The organism is Simiaoa sp. (assembly GCF_051972595.1).
GTDB classification, from domain to species: domain Bacteria; phylum Bacillota; class Clostridia; order Lachnospirales; family Lachnospiraceae; genus Acetatifactor; species Acetatifactor hominis.
Window position 1 is genome coordinate 48,258 of sequence record NZ_JBOKRY010000008.1, and the last position, 20,828, is coordinate 69,085.

The window sequence follows — 20,828 nt, forward strand, 5'->3', positions numbered from 1 at the left end:
ATTACAGATCCATATTCATGCTGTTATCTTCCTCCTGTTCAAGATCCTCCAAGTCGTCACATTCCTCTCTGCCCTGTTCTCTCCTTTCCAGTGCTGTGGGCTGGTGGATATAGTCCTCATATTCCTTCAGTACCACCTGATCAAATTTTTCCTTCGCTTCCCTGTTTGCAAAGTACACCGTATCCTGGTACTGTCCCGCTGCATTTCCCTTTGTCTTAGGCATGGCAACCGTGAATCCATAATCATCCTTTTTGATTCTGACATTGCGGATAGTCACAAAGTTTCCGATCTTAACATTTGCGAGAGCCAGTACCCCTTTTCCGGGGTATGTCTCCGTGATCATTACATCCATCTGTAAATCTTCTACCTTCAAGTTGGTATTCATTTCTCCGAGCATCTATATTCTCCTTTTCTTTCCGTGAATTGTCCGATCCTGTAACTGTTTTCCATGTCTGTGAAACATCCTATCCCGCATAGTTAAACATTTCCTGAACTCTCTGCGTAAGCGTGGGCATGACCACATCTCCGAAAAGAGCATAGAGACCTGCCAACAATAATGCTCCGAGAACCACTGCAATCAGAATTTTGACTGCGGTATCCACATAGTTCTCACCCTTTTTGTCTCTCACAAGACCAGTTGCTCTCGCTGCCATTGTCTTAACTCCGTTTGCTACTTTCTTCATCATTTTTGCCATATTTTTTCTCCTGTTTTTGTTATTTTCTTCTTATTGGTTTCTGTTACTATCGCTTGTTTGTGTTACATGCCACTCATCTCGATTGCCTGCCCCTCGGGAGCCTGCATCTCGTGATGCTTTGTTACAGTGTCCTGTCCTTGTGCGATCGCCTGCTCGTAAGCACCTATTACTGCATCATGAAGCTGCTTTCTGCACTCCTGCGTGATGGGGAAACAAATATCCTTGTATTCATTACCGGCCTTATAGCTCGGCATGGATACAAACAGTCCATTGCTTCCTTCGATGATCTTGATTCCCCGAACAGCAAATGCTCCATTGATATTCACAGATGCCGTTCCCTTGATGCTTTCACTCGGTCGGATCGAATGGATACGCACCTCAAGCTGCATCGGTGCTGCCTCCTTGTGTGCTTCACTGGGCTGTTCTCTTTTCTCTGTGCTTTCTCCCCCGGGTTGGGTTGCCTTTTCTCTGGGCATAATCTTCCTCCTTATCAGAATTGAATTTCTTCATATCCGGCAGCGTCTATATAGAAAAAGCGGCTGGCATCACCATCCGCAAACTCTATAACGTCCGAGATAGCCAAGGCATGTCCCGCAAAGTTTTCGGGAACCGCCTGTCCATATTTCTCCCAGACTTCTTCCAGATTGAATTTTTCGATCTCCTCTTCATGAACCAGAACATATTCCCCTCGCTGCGGTCTGTCATACCCTCTTTTCCTTCGCTCTGCCAGACTGATAAACCGCATCGTAACAGGACTCTTCTGTCCCAGTTGATAGATCCTGAATTTTTTTGACTCCTTTCTGTCGATAGTTATCGTTTTTTCTGTACCACTATCTTCCGATAGTTGATCATATACGCCGCCACGGAATACCGGATTCTCTATCCCTTTTTCTGTTAAAAAACGAATCAGTTCCTCTTTCTGAAACATGGTATCGAGGATAGCAGTTTCGCCACTGACACAGCCAGCCGGATTTCCATAGTAATACAGGATTCCATCCACAATATCTATTCTCTTCATCTGTCCTCCCCACCACGCTGTTTGGAAAAATATTCCTGCTCTACGTTTCCTGTTGTGCGAATTTCAAAATCCTTGCAGCAAGTGCCACTTGCTTTGCAGGGTTCAACTGTTTTACTGCGGCATTCACATAGGCTTCCATGGTCTCCGGATCCTGACTTCCCATTTCTACAATATCTACTTTGGATAATATAATTTTTCCGCCACTCACAGACAGCTTTACAATGTCTCCACATTCCATTTCTGTCATCTGACGAAATTCCTTCGGAATCAGAATTCGTCCTTTTTCATCCAACAGCTTATGTACCTGTTTTTTCATCCGATACCCCTTCCGTAGTATTCAATATGATCTTTACCTTATCTTCTGAGATTCCCAGTTCATTACAGATTTCCATAACTTCTTCCGGGATCTCCATTTCTTTCAAAAGTTCCGATGAAAAAATGACAATCCGACCGTTCTGGCACACAATGTCAAGATCTGCATCCATCGAAATTCCTGCATCCTGTAACAGTTCTTCCGGGATCTGTAGTGACACACGCTGCTCCCTTGCCAGTTCCTCTACTACATCCTGATCATTTCTCACAAGCAAAAATTCTTTTGCCGCACTCTTAACTTCTTCCTCTTCTGCCATGTAAATCAGTTTTATCGCATCACCGGTACAGATCCCTGTCTGATCCAGTACCGTCATAGGAATCTCTATACACCCGTTCTCTGTCACTCTTCCTTCCATTTCCACTAACTGGAGCATTCTTTCTCCTTTCCTCTCCATAAAATCGAAGTTTCCTCTGCACCCATTTCAAATAAACTGATCTGCCTGGGCTGATTTTTCTTACGCTCTCCCATGTCATAATTAGCGATCAGCACCTCCGGGAATTCACTACCACTGTCATACCTCTGTGCCATATTATTAATTCTGGTTACAGCTTCGATCTGAAAGTCCCGGTATAATTCCCTGATATATTCACAGTCATTGTAAGAAACCATGAATTTCCCCTGAATTCCTTTTAAAGTATCTCGGAGTCTTACATGGTCTTCCTTGCGGAACACCACTTCGTAATGCCCCTCTGTCTCATAATAGGGAGGATCACAATAAAAAAAGGCATTCGGTCTGTCATATTGACGGATGAGTGCCTCAAAATCTTTATTCTCTATTACGGTATCTTTCAGTCTCCGGTTTGCTTCCCAGATGATCGTGAATGTCTTGCGGATGTCAAAGGGCTGGCATCCATAAGAGGTGCATCCGCTTCCGTAACTGTAGCGGATAATTTTATAAAATGCCGCTGCTCTCTTCACATCTCCCACCGCCGCCCGCTCCATAAGAATGTCACGGATCTCTGCCGCCTCCGGTTCTTTTAAGAAATGTGTGGCGATCTCCAATTCTTCCGAAAGATGTTCACTCTTAAATTCCTCCATTGTTAAAAACTTCCGTAGCATTACGAACTCATCCCTGGAATTAAACGGTAAAAAAGACAGTTCTTTAATGAGAGCCATAGGTCTCTCCCTGACACAATAAAAGAGATTTGCAAGATTCGAATTGAAATCATTGTAAACCTCCATACATTTATCCGGCGGCTTTCCGAATAATACCCAGCCTCCACCACCAAACACTTCTATGTAGCGGTCATATTGCGATGGCATTCGCAGATAAATCAGATCCCGCAATGCCTTTTTCCCGCCGACCCAACTGATTATACTGTTCAAGCTTTGCTCCTTCCCTGTATTACATCATATTCTGGGTTATTTCCGAACCACTTTCCTCAGGGTTTTCTCTTGAATTCTGTTTTTCCTCCATGGCTTCTCTACGTCTCTGCTCTAAATATTCCTGCGTAATAACAGCTTCGAAATAATCTTTTTCTGTATTCAGCGCCAGACTGCTTCCGTTGCTCCATGCCACATGAATCTGTCCGGCATCGTCTACCATCTTGACCTTTCCTTCAAGTCCATCCGGCATCTGAGGTTCCCCTTGCATCTCAATCAAGCGGATTTTCATCCCCTGCGGATACATTCTTTTAATTTCATCTACTTCTGCTTTGCTTAACACTGCTTCCTCCTTGTATTTTCTTCTACTGTGACATTATTAGCTCTGCGCAAGTACTGTGTAATTCCGTTCTTCCAGGATTTCTTCACACATTTTCTGTTCCACAATATCCATGCCATATCTTTCGATCACAAAAGCATTTACAATAAGTCTCAATATCTCATCCGGTACCAGTTCTCTGTCTGTCAATTCCGACAGGCGGATATGCTTTGTCCCGTGATAAGCGTCTTTTGCCGCATGGAACAGAATATATTGTTCCAAAGTAACACTTCCCAACCGAACTTGATTAAAATAAATTCCGGTATCTGACATCTGCCTGCGTGTTTTTTCCCACAGTTTTTCATCCGCAGAAAGTAAAAAAACAGTAGCTGCATAGTTCGGTAACCTGGACAGCGTATTCTCTTTCGATCCCGACCATAATAAATAGAATCTTTTTTATGGTCGCTGTCGTAGAAAAAGTGTTCATCCTCTGTCTGATCGAAGATCTCACTGATTCTTTTTTTCAAATATTCCAAGTGCATACGGTCAATAACATAATCCACGATTTCAGAGTAAGCTCCCATCTCCTTCCACTCACTCATGTCTTCTATGCTGCCATGTCCCCTCGCCCGATACCCAGGGGGCTGCCGCATCTGTTTCTCCAGTCTTTGCAGTTCCGGGCTGTTGCAAAACAATCCTGCCATAAAATATTATCCTCCTTTATTTTTCATAAAAAAGCAGCGCCTATTTTTTAATAAGCGCCGCTTTACATATGCATCTGTGTTTCCGTATTCTGTACCTGTTGTTTCCCTATAAGTTCTCTCTCTGTCATGACACTCCAAAAACTTTTTCTGCTCCAAAAGCTGATATAGATTTCCCCATCTTCTACTGTAAGTGGTTGCTGTTCAAATCCTTCTCCCCAGCCATCACTCATCTGTCCTGTCCAAAAGTCTTTCAATATCTTGATTTCTTCTTCCGTTAAAGGATCCCTTATTTTACATTCCAGCACACCATACAGCTCACCATCCACATCAGCTACCTTTGGATGTGCCGATACTACTTTTGCCGCCACTTCCCTGCTTTCATCGAAATAGTGCATAAGTCCTCTTGCTTCTTCCCCCTCACACTTTTCTCTTTCAATTGCCTCCTCTATTATTTCTAAATACTGTACAAGATCACTGCCGTACAGTTCTCCTTCAGCTATTCCTCTCATGTTCAGATTTGCAATCAATGGACTAAACAGACAGAATTTTTCCAAGCCCTCCTCCGTTATTTCCAATGGATCCGCAAATTCTCCCTTGTACTGACTATACTCTTCTATTGGTCTGGTTACCCCTACAAATCCATCATCTATATAACCGCTTACTTCAAATGTCCCTGCTTTTTTATCCGCTCCAAAGGCTGCATAATTAATATGCGGCAGCAACAACTCATCCACTTCAAACAATCCCGATTCCGTTATTAAATACTTTCCATATTCTTCATCGTTATGTACCGTAGGATTAATTTCAAACTCGTTAAGATGCGTCGCAATATAAGCAACATCGGAGAAATTGATTAAACCAGTAAACTGCACAGCCGCCGCAAGCTGCTTCAGTTCTGCTTCTTGAAATCTCCTGACTTTTCGACACATTTCATTAAACAAGGTTAACTGCTGAATCTCATTTATATCCTCCGGTATCGGCACAAGAGTATCAGGTAAACGCAGATTTTTCACTTCTGTCACTTTCATCTCCCGATATTCCCTCACCTGCAGCCTTTCTTTTACTTTATCCATGGAACAGATATCCGTAGGCAGATACAGATATTCTCTATCCCCAGTAGTATTCTGTACCTCGACAACTGCAACCGTCTCCTCTGATACAATAAATTTCGGGAATGTCTTTCCATTATATACTTCCAACAATTCAAATCCATGATCTACCAACACTCCATAAGGTAGTACTTTCACATTGCTCTCCTTTAAGGCGTTTTTTGCAAACTCTGTGAAATCCATCTGCTCTTCTGGTATTTCTGAAAACTCGTCCGTATAAAGACGTACTCCCACCTGACTGGCATCTGAAAAATCTGTGAGCAGAGAAAGGCCTTTCATACTAAATGTTAGATTGATCAAATCCTTTATTGTACTCACGTCACAGTCATTGGCATATACTGCCAAAACTTTTCTTTCATATTCTGTCAGATGCTCCATTCTCCTGGCAAAGAAATTTACCTCATCCATATTCAGAAACTGTCCTTCCAGTTTTTGTAAGGGATTATCCTTCTCTGACACTTTCACAAGTTTGCCCTTAGGTATCGTTTCTCTCATGCCCATCTGTCTCATTTGAAAATTTAGTTCTTCATCTGACAGCGGAAGTTCAATACTTCTATGTCCTCCGATTAATATTGTAATTTTCATTCCTCTCCTCCTGTCTCATAATTGTCTTCCTTGTTCTATAAAAATGCTTCTCTATATTTCCATGATCATTCCCCTCACCTGTTCCAGCTTTTCTGCTTTTACCTCCGCGTAGATTTGAGCAACATCTATACAATCTGTGGCAAAATCATATCCTATAAGCTGCGGGTATAAAGGAAACTCTTGTTTGGGAACTTTCCCACATTTGTACTTAGAGTATCCCATCTTACTCATTTCCTCATAGGAAATTGCTTTCCCGTTTATAATATGTTTTTCTCGTTTCTCCTTCTGCATTCGAGCTAATGCTTCCAAAATTCCGGCACATCCATTTCTTGCTTTGTAGGTACTAATGGCCCTTGTTGTAATTTTTAATTCAGATGCCAGTTCAGCAATACTTTTATACTCCTTTCCCCGGATAATACACATAGGAATTCGACTTATCATACGGTCCGCCGGTATCCCCGCTTTCTCTTTTACCTCCAGTAAAATGTCTGCAGCAGTTTCAAAGTCTACGTTATTATTGACCATCATTTCATGAATACAGCCAACACTTATTTTCTTTTTCCGCGAGAAATCTCTTTTACTTTCATATGTTATTCCGTGATACTCTATTTTGCATTGAGGCTTATTCCTTCTCCTGATCGGGCTGAACAATGCTTCTTTCAAATTCATTCCATATGCTAATCTCTCCCATACCAATGACACATCCTGACCATAATAACAGCTAAGCTCCGTCAATCCGTGAAATTCTTTTCCTTGAAAAAAAATAACTTCTTTTTTAAGTATTTCTGTGAGAGCCTCTTCTAACGTGTTTCCCTGCTCCATTTTTTTGAAAATAGTTGATCGTTTAATTCCATACTCATTTGCAATCATTGAGACACTCTTATATTTTCTTCCCCATACGACATAAGTTTCTGCTTCCTTTGCCCTCTGTGCTATTTTCACGGCCTTATCTACATCTTTCGTTCGATAATATTTATGCATAAGCGGAGAATATGGTAGTTCTAAGTCTTTACTAAGTTCACTTAATGAGTCATATTTTTTTCCCTAATATTCTACCTGGTACCCTTTTCTTCGTTTCATGCAATTCCTTTCCTATATCATCTCTGCCCCTCGTCTTTATATGTCCTTATACTAAGACTCCATTTATCACCTTCTAGATTTGCAGGCACTAAAAAAGTGACCCCATGAGGTCACTTTTTCAAACTATTTTTATTGCTCCGCAATCCTTGTCGCAAGATCTTCCAGATACATCCACCGATCCATTTTCTCTTCCAACAGCTTTTCTGTTGTTTCTTTTTCTGTTACCAATTGATTCAATTTTACAAAATCCGTCGATGCTGTCTCCATTTCCTTATCAAGCTTTTCTACTTTCCCTTCCAGCGCAGCAATGTCCGCTTCTATAGTTTCATAGTCTTTCTGTTCCTGATAAGTAAACTTTAACTTCTGGGGGCCACGGGTACGCTGTCCCTTTTGTGTTGCTCCGGTTGCCGTTTCCGCTTTCTTGGGTGTTTCTGTTTCTTCGGCTTCCCTCTCTGCCTGTTTTTTTAAGGCATAATCGGTATAGCCGCCTTCGTACTGTCTGATTTTTCCATCGCCCTCAAAAGCAAAGATGCGTCTCATCGTTCTATCCAGGAAGTATCGGTCATGAGATACCGTAACGACAATTCCTTCATAGCGATCCAAGTAATCCTCCAGTATGGTCAGCGTAGCGATATCCAGATTGTTGGTCGGTTCATCGAGAATGAGCAGGTTAGGGCTCGATGCCAGCACTCGAAGTAAGTTCAATCTTTTCTTCTCACCACCGGATAGTTTTCCAATCAGGCTGTACTGCTTTTCCGGCGGAAACAAGAATCGATCCAGCATCACTGATGCGGACATCAGTCCGTCCACTGTCTGGATGTATTCTGCTGTATCCTTCACATAATCAATCACTCTCTGGTTCGGATCCATATAGGACATATCTATTTCCGTTTCATCCGTGGGTTTCTCTGAAGCGATCTCCTGCGCATAATATTCCATTTTGACTGTCTGACCGATAATAACTTTTCCAGAATCCGGAGAAATAATTCCTGCAATCATTTTCATCAGTGTCGATTTTCCGCATCCATTAGGGCCAATAAATCCTACTCTGTCCCCTTTCAAAAAATTATAGGAAAAATCATCAATCAGTTTTTTCTCTCCATAGGACTTGCAGATATGATCCAGTTCTACAGTGGTTTTTCCCAATCTTGTAGAAATAGAACTCAATTCCACCTGTGAATCCTGTACCGGAGCCTGTTTATCCCTCAGCTCCTCATAACGCTGAATATGTGCTTTTTGTTTGGTGGAACGTGCTCTGGCTCCCCTGCGTATCCATTCCAGTTCCACTCGCAGGATCGACTGACGTTTTCGCTCGCTTGCAACTTCCATCTCCTGACGCTGTGTTTTCAGTTCCAGAAATCCCGAATAATTTGTCTGGTAGCTATATATTTTCCCTTTATCAATCTCCACAATTCGATTACATACGCTGTCAAGAAAGTATCTGTCATGGGTAACCATAATCAAGGCACCTCTCCACTTTTTCAGATAATCCTCCAGCCAGTCCGCCATATCATTATCTAAATGGTTGGTCGGCTCATCCAAAAGCAGAATATCCGCAGGAGATAAAAGCACTGAAATCAGCGCAAGACGTTTTCTCTGTCCGCCAGACAATTGTCCGGCAGGCTGCGAATAATCTTTAATCCCAAGTCTGGTCATCATTGCCTTGGCATCGCTTTCTATAGACCACCTGTTTTCCTCGGTCACATTTCCTTCCAATACACATTCCAAACTGCTTTTCTCAGGCGAAAATTCCGGATGCTGTGGAAGATAACGCATTACCACATGATTGGCAACCGTGATGTTTCCTTCCTCTGCTTCTTCTGTTCCCATAATCATCCGCAGTAACGTAGTCTTGCCTGTTCCATTGATACCGATAATACCAACCTTCTCTCCCTCCTGGAGCGAAAAAGAAGCATCTTCAAATAGTTTTCTTTCGGTATAGGACTTAGTCAGTTTTTCTATATTGATCAGATTCATGCTATTGCCTCTTTCAGTTATAATTTCTCGTACAGCATACACAATCACATACTGTATTTAATAAGAGAAACTATTTTCTATAGCTTCTTTATCAAGTAAATCCTCTTTCTAACTTTCTTTTAACAATCATTGAGAACTTACTTCCTCTAATACCCCTTCTATTTCAGCACGAATTTTCATATATGGTAAGGGCTCATTATGATATGCTTCCCATGGAATATAAATATATATATCATCCTTGTTCGAAAGCATCTGGGACTTAATTTTTTTTCTCTCTAAGTAATCCTTATCATCTCTACCATAAACTTCTATAACTATTTTTTTATTTGTCCCATCAAATTCTATAATACCATCTTCCAAATATTTATCTCTATATGCACCATATCCATACTCAAACGGTTTATAAAAGAATGCTCCTCTTTCCTTAAATCCATTTTGATTCATTATTTCACAAATGGCATTATACATTTGCACTTCATAATTACTCTCAGAAAATAATCCATAATCATTTACTAAAAGAAATCGCAGGCTATACATTGCATACTTATCTCTAAATCCTGCTAAAATAATACTTCTATTAGATAAATCATTAGTCGCATATGTATTTTCGTACTCTTCAAGCGCTCTAATTAACTCTTTTGTATAAACAGGAACTGATAACGCCTTACCATTTTTCTTTTCTTTTATTACTAAACGTGTAATCTCATCCTCTTCCTTATATGGAGGTATCTCTGCTAATTCTTTGTATACAAATTCCAGACCATCTTTTTGACGATCTAAATCAGCAATGCTTTTTCTCCTAGCCCCTATCCTTGTCCGCTTTTCAGCCCAAAACATTTTCTTAATCATTACTTCCGTTTTAGGATACCCTGTACTATTTTTTCCTTTATAAAATGCAACATGTTTAAATGTGAGCATATTCATCTTCTTTATCATTGCAGAAATTGTAATTTCTCCTTGCTGATACTGAGGATATCTTCTACCTCCTCCACCATGATTTTGTGGAACATTTTCATTTGGTGCATTTTCATCCGGCTCATCGTTGTTTTGATCCCGGTGCATTAATGGTTCTGATAAATGCACCCGTACCTCCCCTGTCTCATCATCAATCAAAAATCCTGCATTATACTCACGTTTATCTAAGAATACTTTCGATTTCGGACACCAATCCTCGTGATCTGCTTGTTTCCCTTGACTGCATGGATATATTGCCCAATTTCCATTACGCACTTTATATTCACTTACTCCATTACAATTGCAAAAAAGTTTCACTTTACCATTTTTACACTTTTCATATAATAACTTTTTTTCATCGTTATCCATTTCGTTTGGACATAGTATTTTATTTTCATTGGTTTTTATTCTAAACTGCGCCATTTTTTCTTTCCTCTAAATCAACAATCAATTCACAGATTTCTCTCTTTTAACATTATACAACAATTTAAATATATCTCCAACAGAAATCCCTTGTCATAAATTTATACTAAGTGTAAATCAAAAAATTTATTTATTAAGTATGCGGAAACAACCCTGATGCATTGTTTCTACATAAATCATTACTAAATTCCAACATCTGGGCAATCTGTTTCTCTATCCGCTCTCTTTCAATAGACAATCTGCCGCTTCTTTGTCAGCCACGATCTGACTCAATTTACAAAGTCTGTTGACATTACAGCCATATCACTTTCAAGCAATAATTTTCATCAACATGAATTTCCTACAACTATTGATACCTATGCCACCTACCTTCTCTCCTTCCTGTAAAGGAAACGCTACACTGACAAATAGCTTCCTCTCAGTATAAGACTTTGTCAGATTCTCTATGTTAATCATATTCATGTTATTACATCACTCATTTACTTTACCTTTCATTTATACACCTATACACCAAACAAAAAAGTAGTCATCTTTTTGATTATATCCCTTGTTACACAATACACAGTATAACGATATTTTTGTGTATCCAGTACCTTTTACACCTATTTTGTTACTCAATACACTCTATGCACACTTAAAAAGGGGGCTATAGTTTACATCCAGGATCAAAACATTCGGTGCCCCCATCAGGACTTTGCATAACTGCAGTCTGCGCCGCTCTCCACCGGACAGTTTTCCCAGCTGTCCATACTGATCTTCCCCGGAAAAAAGAAACCTCTCCAGCATTCTCGCTGCCGTGATCTGTCCATCCTCCGTGATGATATATTCTGCCACATCCCGGATGTAATCAATGACTCTCTGCTCCGGATGCATCATGGTGTCATCGATCTCCTGGGCATAATATCCCAGCTTCACGGTCTGCCCGATCTCAATATGTCCGCTGTCCGGAGCCACTTCACCCAGGATCATTTTCATTAACGTAGTCTTGCCGCTTCCGTTGGGTCCGATGAATCCCACCCGGTCATCCTTCCCGAACAGATAAGTAAAATCGCGGATCAGGACTTTATCCCCATAACTCTTGGACACATTCTCGATCTCCACGGTAGTCCGGCCAAGTCTTGATGCTGCGGAAGCCAGCTCTACCTTACCGTCCGTCACAGGACCTTTCACATTTTTCAGTTCCTCAAAACGCTGTAATCTCGCCTTCTGCTTCGTGGAGCGGGCTCTGGCACCGCGCTGCACCCAGGCAAGCTCATTCCGTAAAATGTTCAGACGCTTTTTCTCACTGGCCTGCGCCATCTCTTCCCGCTGCATTTTCAGTTCCAGATAGCCGGAATAGTTGGCATCATAAGAATAGATCTTCCCCTTGTCCAGCTCCAGGATCCGGTCAGTGACGCTGTCCAGGAAATACCGGTCGTGCGTGACCATGATCATGGCACCTTTTCTGCGGCGCAGCTGGTCCTCCAGCCAGTCGGACATGGAATTGTCCAGATGGTTGGTAGGCTCGTCCAATAACAGGATCTCCGCCGGGGACAACAGTACCGATACCAGTGCCAGACGCTTGCGCTGTCCGCCGGACAACTGCCCGCAGGGCTGGTCAAATTCCGTAACACCCAGTTTTGTCAGCATACTTTTGGCATCCGCCTCGATGGTTCCTGCGTTTTCCTCCACGCGGTTGCCCCGCAGCACCGCTTCCAGTACGGTCTCTTCCGGTGCAAACTCCGGATTCTGGGGCAGGTAACGCACAAGACAGTGATTTGCCTTGATCACGGTACCGTCATCGGCCTCCTCCAGCCCGGCAATTATTTTTAACAAAGTAGATTTTCCGGTTCCGTTAATACCAATGATTCCGGCCTTTTCCCCTTCCTGCAGGAAAAAGGAGGCTCCGTCAAAAATCTTGCGTACTCCATAACTTTTGGTAATATTGTCAACAGTCAATATATTCATCTGTACTACCTCATATTTTCAGAATTAATTCTCCGCATAGCTTATCCAAACTTTTTTCTCAAAGAATCGTATCATTTTTCATGTGCTATGCTTTCCAAATGTAGTATACTATAAATAATCTATTTTAGGAAAGAAGGTTTTCGCATGAACTTAAAAGATGCTGCTGCGAATCTGAATCAGGCACACCCGGAGGATACCCTGCATCCCCTCTTTACTCCCTGGGGGGAATTGCTGATGCGATCCGGTTCTTATGATGATATCCTGTCGGAATATCCCCGTCCGCAGATGAGACGGACAGATTACCATACGCAAAATGGTCTCTGGGAATATGCTTTTGTGCCCGCAGACGGGAGTAGTTCTTCGGAAGATCCTGCGTATTTTACCTCTCAGGGTTCCATCCGGGTTCCTTTTTCTCCGGAATCCCTGCTTTCCCGAGTAAACAGACGGCTGGAACCTGAAGAATACCTGTGGTATCACCGGGAACTCTCTTTTTCCACGGAAGAGCTTTCTCAAAAAGAGGAAAATATGCATTGCATTCTGCATTTTGACGCGGTGGATCAGGAGGCAACCGTCTTCCTCGGCACAACGAAGCTCGGCACTCACAGCGGCGGCTACCTTCCTTTTTCCTTAGACATCACAGAATATGTAAACGCAGATCCGGTATCTCTCTATGTAAAAGTCCGGGATCTGACCGACACCGGTTACGCCACCAGAGGCAAGCAGACCCTGAACCGCGGCGGCATGTTCTACACCGCCCAGAGCGGCATCTGGCAGAGTGTCTGGTACGAATGGGTTCCGGAAAACTATGTGATCAATTATAAGATCACTCCGGAGTACAACAAGGCTTCCGTAACCTTCGTTCTGTGTTCTCCGAAGCCTTTTCAACATCTGGAATTCCAGGTAAGTGCCCCCTCCTGCGACGGGTCTGACACGCCAAAAGACACACCGGTGCGGCTGCGGCTGCGAAAACTTTCCGAGCAGACGGATCCCTTTGGACTCACGTATACCACGGTAGTACTTTCTTTTCCCGCCAGTATCACCTATTCCGCTACGGTTCCCGCGGATGCACCGGAGCCGGTGAATTTCAAGCCCTGGAGCCCGGAACACCCCTGGCTGTATCCTTTTACCTTGAACGCCGATGCGGATACCGTGGATGGTTATTTTGCCATGCGATGTTTCTCCGTCGAAAAGGATTCCAAGGGGATTTTGCGTTTTTGTCTGAATCACAAACCCTATTTTCTCCACGGGATCCTGGATCAGGGCTACTGGTCCGACGGGTTGATGACTGCTCCCTGCGATGAGGCTTTTGTCTATGATATTAGCCTCGCAAAAGGGCTGGGATTCAACATGCTCCGGAAGCATATCAAGGTCGAACCCCTGCGATGGTATTACCACTGCGATCGTTTGGGAATGATCGTATGGCAGGATATGGTCAGCGGTGGCTCTACCTATCATATGCCCTGGGTATGCTATATGCCAACACTGTTCCCCCACATGTCCGCCCACACGAAGGACAATCATTACGAACTGTTCTCCCGTAGCTCCGAAGAAGGCCGGAAAAGCTGGGAGCAGGAATGTCTGGACACTATTGACCATCTGTACAACGTGCCTTCCATCGCCGTGTGGGTACCGTTTAACGAAGGCTGGGGGCAGTTCGATGCCGCCCGTATCGCGAAAATGGTGGCAAAAAAAGACCCCACTCGTCCGGTAGACCATGCCAGCGGCTGGTTCGACCAGAAAGGCGGGGATTTCCGCAGTATTCATAATTATTTCCGTCCGTTACAGGTTAAATTGGATGGAAAAAGGGCTTTCGTTATCTCGGAATATGGTGGCTACGCCTGCCATATCGATGGGCATTCCAGCGTGGACCGCGTCTACGGATACCAGAAATATGACACTCCGGAGGAGATGGCTGCTGCCTTGAAGCAGTTATTTTCCAGACAATTATTTCCTCTGATCTCAAAAGGATTGAGCGGTGCGGTATACACGCAGCTCTCCGATGTAGAGGAAGAGGTCAACGGTCTGGTGACTTACGACCGACGCATCGTCAAACTGCCTGTGGGGCATCCTTTTGCGGCGCCATCCTCTTTTGCAGCACCTTACTCACATGAAAATAAGCCGGAATAAGAAATGCATCCGCCATGATCCAGGCAATGGGGCTGCCCAGACATACCCCGGTGAAGCCGATGATGGGCACCAGTCCAAAGCCTGCTAATGATCTTGCTATCATTTCGAAGACACCCGCTAAAATCGCGAATTTCGGGAAACCCATACCCTGGATCAGGAAACGGACAATGTTCACCAGTGCAAGTGGAATGTAGAATGCCGTATTCCATAACAGGAAAGCACGCACGTTGGCAATGATCTCTGCTTCGCCGCTGTCCACGAACAGCTGTGCCAGCGGACCGCCGAAAAATACGGCGATCAAAAATGCGATCACAGAGTATCCTACCCCCAACAGTACGCAGGATTTAAGGCCCTTGCCAAGACGATCCAGTTTGCCGGCTCCCACGTTCTGTCCACCGTAGGTCGCCATGGTAGAACCCATGGCATCAAAAGGACAGGCTAAGAAATTGCCGATCTTACCGCCTGCAGTCATGGCCGCAACTGCCGCAGAACCTAAGGTATTGGCTGCAGTCTGTAAGATCACGCTGCCGATGGCGGTAATGGAATATTGTAATCCCATGGGAACACCCATGCCGCACAGCACCATCATCATATGCCCGTCCGCTTTCCATTCTTCCCTGCGGATCCGCAGGATCTCGAACTTTTTCACCATATAGACCAGACACGCCACACCGGAGACGCCCTGGGAAATCACCGTAGCCCAGGCTGCCCCCGCCACGCCCATGTGCAGGGATATGATAAAATACAGATCCAGCACAATATTAATAATGGAAGACAGCACTAAAAATACCACAGGAGTCTTGCTATCGCCGGTAGCGCGGATCACACCTGCCACGATATTATACAGATACACAGTAGGGATACCGATGAAAATAATAAAAATATAATCATAAGCCCCATCAATAATATTGGAAGGGGTCTTCATCCATACCAGAATATCCCGGCACAGAATTGCCGTCACGACCGTCATAACCACGGAAAATGCCAGTCCCAGCCAGGCGCAGTTCGCCACATATTTCCGCATACCTACATAATCTCCGGCACCGAATTTATGAGATACGGGGATAGCAAATCCGTTGCAGACACCCATGCAGAAACCGATCACCAGAAAGTTGATGGAACCGGTAGAGCCTACCGCTGCCAGGTCGTCTACTCCCAGAAACCGTCCTACGATCATGGTATCTACCAGATTATAGAACTGCTGGAATAAAAATCCGAATAATAACGGCACAGCAAAGCTGATGATAAGTCTCATGGGGCTTCCTTTTGTCAGATCTTTCGTCATGGTAATAACCTCTCCATTTTTCAAATCAACCGCAAGCACTGAATTTATCAGTGTTTCCTGTTATTTCTATCGTTGAGAGTATATACGCGGCGCTCCAAAAAAGCAATATCTTTTTTTGCACATTTTATATTTTTTTGCTATACTCTTTTTGTCATTTTTTTACAAGCATTGTTATTATGAGAGGGGAATTGTCATGAACGAATTTTTGAAATATCTGAAAATGATACCTGTAATTATCTATCCTTATATTTATGTATTGATTCTTGCTGTCTTCTTCCTGTTTGTAGGCGTACTGCCAGAGGATACCACGGATATCTCCCTGCTTGTCCTGCTTATCATCGCAGTCATCTATAACCTGTATTCCTTTGTCATCGTAATCGTCAATGCGGTACAGACCGCCAGGGGAAAATTGACTGCAGGGCAGGCTGCCCGGATGAACCTGATCATCAAAGGAATTCAGATTCCTGCTTATATCATGCACTTTATCCTGGGTTTCATCGGACTTGCCATGAGTGTCTGGGGCATCGGCTTTCTCCTGTGGGCAGTACTCATTGATCTTTTGACGATCCTGCTCACCGGCATCAGTTCCATCGGCTGCAGTATTCGCATGCGCAAAGAAAGGCTTGTCTCCCTGCCGGGTGCCATCTTCATGGGGATCGGATGTTTTATCTACTGTGCGGATGTGGCGATCGCCATTGTGTATGTTGTGAAAGCCCGGAAGAAATCTCCTGCTAAATGGCAAGTTAGTTAACTAACCGGACGAACTCCCGGGAGTTCTGCGTTTCTAAAGTTGCCAGAAAACCAGTAGCCCCGGTTGCATATAAGAATAAGCTGACCGTAAACAGACGCCGGCACTTAGCGAGGGTACTTTCCTCGCTTATGTGCCGCTGCGCTCTGTTTCCGAGTGGAAACGATGTCAGCGTTTCTTATATGCAATCGAGGCTACGGATGGCTAGCCAATAAGTTCGTTAACTTGCCAGTTACTTAAGTTCTTTTTATGCAAAAGGATTCTCGGTCGGATACAGCATGCTCTTCGGCTGGTTAAAGTTCAGATCCTCTACGGGTACGCCGATGTACTTGAATACTTCGTACAGAGCCTTGCCGAAGTGTCCGAAAGCTACGGCACCGTGGTGAGGGAAGTTCTTCTCGATCAGTACGTGACGATAGAAACGTCCCATCTCGGGGATAGCGAAAATACCGATACCACCGAAGGATCTGGTAGCTACGGGAAGGACTTCTCCCTGTGCAATGTATGCGCGCAGCTTGTTGTCCGCGGTGGACTGTAAGCGGTAGAAGGTGATGTCTCCGGGAACAATATCTCCTTCCAGAGTACCCTGGGTCACCTCTTCGGGAAGGGTTCTTGCCATGATCATCTGGTACTTCATGTTGCAGGAGGTCAGCTTCTTAGAGTTGGTATTGCCGCAATGGAAGCCCATGAAGGTATCCTTGTGCGTATAGTTGAATTTGCCCTTGATGGACTCTTCGTACATGTCATCGGGAACGGTGTTGTTGATGTCTAACAGAGTAACGGCATCGGCGCTGACACAGGTTCCGATGAACTCACTTAAGCAGCCGTAGATATCTACCTCACAGGATACAGGAATACCCATACCGGTAAGGCGGCTGTTCACATAGCAGGGTACAAAACCAAATTGAGTCTGGAATGCAGGCCAGCATTTACCGGCAATCGCTACATACTTACGATACCCCTTGTGCGCCTCGATCCAGTCAAGCAGAGTCAGTTCATACTGAGCAAGCTTCGGCAGTACTTCGGGCTTGTGGTTGCCTGCGCCCAGCTCTGCTTCCATCTCTTTTACCTTAGCCGGAATTCTCTCATCTCCGTCATGCTTCCTGAAAGCTTCGAACAGATCCAGCTCGGAGTTCTCCTCGATCTCCACACCCAGATTGTACAGCTGCTTGATCGGTGCGTTACAAGCTAAGAAGTTCAAAGGTCTGGGACCGAAGGAAATGATCTTCAGGTCGCTTAAGCCCACGATAGCTCTTGCAATGGGAATGAACTCATGCAACATATCTGCGCACTCTGCTGCGGTTCCCACAGGATTCTCAGGGATATAAGCCTTGATATTACGAAGCTTTAAGTTGTAACTGGCATTCAGCATACCGCAGTAAGCATCGCCTCTGCCTCCTACCAGATCGTTCTGGGTCTCTTCTGCTGCCGCGATGAACATGGCAGGACCGTCAAAATGCTTTGCCAGTAAGGTCTCGGAGATCTCGGGGCCGAAGTTGCCCAGATATACGCACAGTGCGTTACAGCCTGCCTTCCTGATATCTTCCAGCGCCTGTACCATATGGATCTCGCTCTCCACGATACATACGGGACACTCATAGACACTGTCGGTGCCGTACTTCTCAGTATAAGCCTTCATCAGAGCTTTTCTTCTGTTCACGGAAAGGCTCTCGGGGAAACAGTCACGGCTGACAGCCACAACGCCAATTTTTACTTCGGGTAAATTACTCATTTTGTAATCCTCCTGTTTTCGTTTTCTTTTTCTCTATACCATTTATTTTACCGCCGTCCTGCATCCATGCAGGAAGCTTCCGGCGTTCAAATCTTTTTATTCTGCCAACATTATTTGCTGACATCCAAATTTTCTCCAATCAGTCCGATAAAGCTTCCCTCGGGAAGTCCGCCCTCTGCATGACCGATCAGCCACTTATTCGTAGCGGCAAGCAGTGCATCCTCACTGGGTGCGCGGCCATGATCCACTTTCTGATGGGTTCCCTGAAGCGGATAATTAGTGCCCTGGGGCAATACAATTGCCACCTGAAATCCCTGACCGTCCACACCGCAGGGGGCATAATGCAGAGAAGTAGCGAAGACTTCCACACCGGTACCCGCCGGTACTAAAAATGCTTCCATCTTAGAAGTATCATAGGTAAAATCCTCTGCCACATCTGCCAACTGTCCGAGGAGCAGAATGGCATCCGTAGCTGCCACATTGATCTCAGAACTTCTGTGATATTCCACAGCATTTAATTTGGAATTATGACCATTACAATAGCCGATCTGTATGGGCGTCTCTCCGTAGGTGACCGTCTCCAGTTCTTTTTTCACAGGTAGTGCTTCCAGTGCGTTGATCCCGGGCTCATATACCACTCCCTCGGGAATCGGAGTCTTCTTCATCTCCTCCACCAGTTCTGTGAAATTCACGTTGGTGATCACTCTGCCGTATTTTCGAAACGCAGGATCCTTTACTGACAAAATTTTCATTCTACTCTACCAGCCTTTCTCTATTATAGCACAATCTGAAAATAGCGAGGTTCATTTTGTTATGTCGTTGTTTGATTTTTCTACGATGTTATTTAATAATCTCAAACAGCGGCTTGCATGCCGGATAGATCTGGCGGAATTTCTGATAACGATCTTCATACTTCGCTACCAGCTCCGGATCCGGTTCTACCGTTCCGGTGACTTTCACAAACTTCTCCGCAATCTCTTCCACACTTGCATATTCGCCACAGGCTACCGCTGCCAGCATGGCACCACCCATGGCCGGACCCTCTTCACTCTCAATCACATCCACCTTCAGATTCAGAATGTTGGCGATCATTTTCTTCCACAGCGGGCTCTTCGCTCCTCCGCCGCAGATCTTGGTCCGTTCCAGATGGATCCCCAAAGATTTTGCCACCTCCAGAGAATCTCTCAAGGCAAATGCTACACCTTCCAATACTGCCTGGGTCATATCGGCTCTTGAGGTGTCCATGGTCATGCCGATAAAGGTACCTCTGGCATTGGGATCGTTATGTGGAGAACGCTCACCCATCAGATACGGCAGGAAATAGACATGATTCTCGCCAAGCTTACTGATCTGTGCCTGCTCCGCGGCGTAATCCTTCGTTCCGATGATCTCATCCATCCACCACTTATTGCAGGATGCAGCACTTAACATGCAACCCATGAGATGGTAATGTCCGTCTGCATGAGCAAAAGAATGCAGGGCATTGTTCTGATCCACACCGAAATGATTGGAAGAGATAAAAATCGTTCCACTGGTTCCCAGAGAAATATTACACATATTATCCCCAACCGTTCCGGTTCCCACAGCTGCTGCCGCATTGTCTCCGGCTCCCGCCGCTACCACTACCTTGTGCGGAAGTCCCAGTTCATCTGCCACCTCAGGCAATACGCAGCCCACCTTTTCATAGCTTTCATAACAGGTCGCCAGCTGATCTTCGCTCACACCGCAGATCTCACACATCTCCTTCGACCAGCAACGATTCTTCACATCGAACAGGAGCATACCGGAAGCATCCGATACATCCGTACAATGTACTCCGGTCAGACGATACGCAATGTAATCCTTCGGAAGCATGATCTTTTTGATCCTTGCAAAATTCTCCGGCTCATTCTTTTTCACCCAGAGGATCTTTGGTGCGGTAAAACCGGTAAAGGAGATATTTGCGGTATACTCCGACAGCTTCTCCTTGCCGATCACGTTGTTCAGGTAGTCACATTCCTCGGTGGTTCTGCCGTCATTCCAAAGAATCGCCGGGCGAATCACCTGATCCTGCTCATCCAGGAGGACCAGTCCGTGCATCTGTCCGCCAAAGCTGATGCCTGCCACCTGATTCTTGTCTGCATCTTTTAAAAGTTCCCGGATGCCTTCCATAGTCTGTTCATACCAGTCCTGAGGATTCTGTTCCGACCAGCCGGGATGCGGGAAATATAAGGGGTATTCCCGGGATACAATATTGCAAATATTCCCCTGACTATCCATTAACAGCAGCTTTACCGCTGACGTACCAAGGTCAATTCCAATATATAACATGCTCTTCCTCCCATTTTATCTGTACTGCATTTTCTGTCCCATAAGTTTCATTTTATTTATGTTTACGGTTTACTTCTGTTCCTCCTCTATGTGCTCGTGCACGTTACATTTTAATCATA

Annotated in this window: 20 protein-coding genes and 1 pseudogene; 2 read left to right on the top strand and 19 right to left on the bottom strand. The window is 44.5% G+C overall.

Features of this window, described 5'->3' with window-relative positions; translation table 11 throughout:
* Position 1: 1 nt before the first annotated feature.
* The 14 genes and pseudogenes from ACTRDR_RS04790 to ACTRDR_RS04855 all read right to left on the bottom strand — a co-directional run.
* Positions 2 to 397, bottom strand: a complete 396-nt coding sequence (locus ACTRDR_RS04790; RefSeq protein WP_440526354.1) for a septation protein SpoVG family protein — start codon at positions 395 to 397, stop codon at positions 2 to 4.
* 67 nt (positions 398 to 464) lie between these two features.
* On the bottom strand, positions 465 to 695 hold the full coding sequence (locus ACTRDR_RS04795; protein ID WP_440526355.1) for a DUF6133 family protein: 231 nt from the start codon (positions 693 to 695) through the stop codon (positions 465 to 467).
* 62 nt (positions 696 to 757) lie between these two features.
* Complete coding sequence (locus ACTRDR_RS04800) at positions 758 to 1,171, bottom strand: septation protein SpoVG family protein (protein ID WP_440526356.1); 414 nt, start codon at positions 1,169 to 1,171, stop codon at positions 758 to 760.
* 14 nt (positions 1,172 to 1,185) lie between these two features.
* The gene (locus ACTRDR_RS04805) at positions 1,186 to 1,713 is read right to left on the bottom strand and encodes a YodL domain-containing protein (protein ID WP_440526357.1); all 528 of its coding nucleotides are present in this window, start codon (positions 1,711 to 1,713) and stop codon (positions 1,186 to 1,188) included.
* A 40-nt stretch (positions 1,714 to 1,753) separates the two neighbouring features.
* On the bottom strand, positions 1,754 to 2,029 hold the full coding sequence (locus ACTRDR_RS04810) for an AbrB/MazE/SpoVT family DNA-binding domain-containing protein (protein ID WP_178047870.1): 276 nt from the start codon (positions 2,027 to 2,029) through the stop codon (positions 1,754 to 1,756).
* Entirely contained in the window at positions 2,010 to 2,459 is a 450-nt protein-coding gene (locus tag ACTRDR_RS04815) for a hypothetical protein (RefSeq protein WP_440526358.1), read from the bottom strand. Before ACTRDR_RS04815 ends, ACTRDR_RS04810 begins: the two co-directional genes overlap by 20 nt.
* Entirely contained in the window at positions 2,447 to 3,412 is a 966-nt protein-coding gene (locus ACTRDR_RS04820) for a DNA adenine methylase (RefSeq protein ID WP_440526359.1), read from the bottom strand. Before ACTRDR_RS04820 ends, ACTRDR_RS04815 begins: the two co-directional genes overlap by 13 nt.
* 19 nt (positions 3,413 to 3,431) lie before the next feature.
* Complete coding sequence (locus ACTRDR_RS04825) at positions 3,432 to 3,752, bottom strand: DUF4314 domain-containing protein (protein ID WP_440526360.1); 321 nt, start codon at positions 3,750 to 3,752, stop codon at positions 3,432 to 3,434.
* 36 nt (positions 3,753 to 3,788) lie between these two features.
* Positions 3,789 to 4,010: a hypothetical protein gene (locus tag ACTRDR_RS04830; protein ID WP_440526361.1), complete on the bottom strand. Its 222-nt coding sequence runs from the start codon at positions 4,008 to 4,010 to the stop codon at positions 3,789 to 3,791.
* Positions 4,011 to 4,494: 484 nt separating this feature from the next.
* Positions 4,495 to 6,126, bottom strand: coding sequence for a hypothetical protein (locus ACTRDR_RS04835; protein WP_440526362.1), 1,632 nt, complete (start codon positions 6,124 to 6,126; stop codon positions 4,495 to 4,497).
* Positions 6,127 to 6,177: 51 nt separating this feature from the next.
* The gene (locus ACTRDR_RS04840; protein ID WP_440526363.1) at positions 6,178 to 7,068 is read right to left on the bottom strand and encodes a hypothetical protein; all 891 of its coding nucleotides are present in this window, start codon (positions 7,066 to 7,068) and stop codon (positions 6,178 to 6,180) included.
* Positions 7,069 to 7,335: 267 nt separating this feature from the next.
* Positions 7,336 to 9,183, bottom strand: a complete 1,848-nt coding sequence (locus ACTRDR_RS04845) for an ABC-F family ATP-binding cassette domain-containing protein (RefSeq protein WP_440526364.1) — start codon at positions 9,181 to 9,183, stop codon at positions 7,336 to 7,338.
* A gap of 126 nt (positions 9,184 to 9,309) precedes the next feature.
* Positions 9,310 to 10,560 (bottom strand): hypothetical protein, encoded by a 1,251-nt coding sequence (locus ACTRDR_RS04850; RefSeq protein ID WP_418624547.1) that lies wholly within the window; start codon positions 10,558 to 10,560, stop codon positions 9,310 to 9,312.
* A 657-nt stretch (positions 10,561 to 11,217) separates the two neighbouring features.
* Positions 11,218 to 12,507: pseudogene (locus tag ACTRDR_RS04855) on the bottom strand (ABC-F family ATP-binding cassette domain-containing protein); the annotation flags it as partial.
* A 144-nt stretch (positions 12,508 to 12,651) separates the two neighbouring features.
* Here ACTRDR_RS04855 and ACTRDR_RS04860 point away from each other — a divergent pair.
* A complete protein-coding gene (locus ACTRDR_RS04860) occupies positions 12,652 to 14,634 on the top strand; it encodes a glycoside hydrolase family 2 protein (protein WP_440526365.1) in 1,983 nt (660 codons plus the stop codon).
* Here the strand turns inward: ACTRDR_RS04860 and ACTRDR_RS04865 are convergent.
* Positions 14,555 to 15,919 carry an MATE family efflux transporter gene (locus ACTRDR_RS04865; protein ID WP_440526366.1) on the bottom strand — a complete coding sequence of 455 codons (1,365 nt, stop codon included), beginning with the start codon at positions 15,917 to 15,919 and terminating at the stop codon, positions 14,555 to 14,557. The genes ACTRDR_RS04860 and ACTRDR_RS04865 overlap by 80 nt on opposite strands.
* Positions 15,920 to 16,112: 193 nt before the next feature.
* Here ACTRDR_RS04865 and ACTRDR_RS04870 point away from each other — a divergent pair, with 193 nt between their 5' ends.
* Positions 16,113 to 16,670 (top strand): hypothetical protein, encoded by a 558-nt coding sequence (locus ACTRDR_RS04870; protein ID WP_440526367.1) that lies wholly within the window; start codon positions 16,113 to 16,115, stop codon positions 16,668 to 16,670.
* Between the two features lie 244 nt (positions 16,671 to 16,914).
* Here the strand turns inward: ACTRDR_RS04870 and ACTRDR_RS04875 are convergent, their stop codons facing one another.
* The 4 genes from ACTRDR_RS04875 to xylB all read right to left on the bottom strand — a co-directional run bounded on the left by ACTRDR_RS04875 (position 16,915) and on the right by xylB (position 20,709).
* Positions 16,915 to 18,399 carry an L-fucose/L-arabinose isomerase family protein gene (locus ACTRDR_RS04875; RefSeq protein ID WP_440526368.1) on the bottom strand — a complete coding sequence of 495 codons (1,485 nt, stop codon included), beginning with the start codon at positions 18,397 to 18,399 and terminating at the stop codon, positions 16,915 to 16,917.
* Positions 18,392 to 18,523 carry a hypothetical protein gene (locus ACTRDR_RS04880; RefSeq protein ID WP_440526369.1) on the bottom strand — a complete coding sequence of 44 codons (132 nt, stop codon included), beginning with the start codon at positions 18,521 to 18,523 and terminating at the stop codon, positions 18,392 to 18,394. The genes ACTRDR_RS04875 and ACTRDR_RS04880 overlap by 8 nt, the downstream gene beginning before the upstream one ends.
* Complete coding sequence (locus tag ACTRDR_RS04885) at positions 18,510 to 19,151, bottom strand: DUF4867 family protein (RefSeq protein WP_440526370.1); 642 nt, start codon at positions 19,149 to 19,151, stop codon at positions 18,510 to 18,512. The genes ACTRDR_RS04880 and ACTRDR_RS04885 overlap by 14 nt, the downstream gene beginning before the upstream one ends.
* Before the next feature lie 88 nt (positions 19,152 to 19,239).
* The gene (gene xylB, locus ACTRDR_RS04890; RefSeq protein WP_440526371.1) at positions 19,240 to 20,709 is read right to left on the bottom strand and encodes a xylulokinase; all 1,470 of its coding nucleotides are present in this window, start codon (positions 20,707 to 20,709) and stop codon (positions 19,240 to 19,242) included.
* Between the last annotated feature and the right edge of the window lie 119 nt (positions 20,710 to 20,828).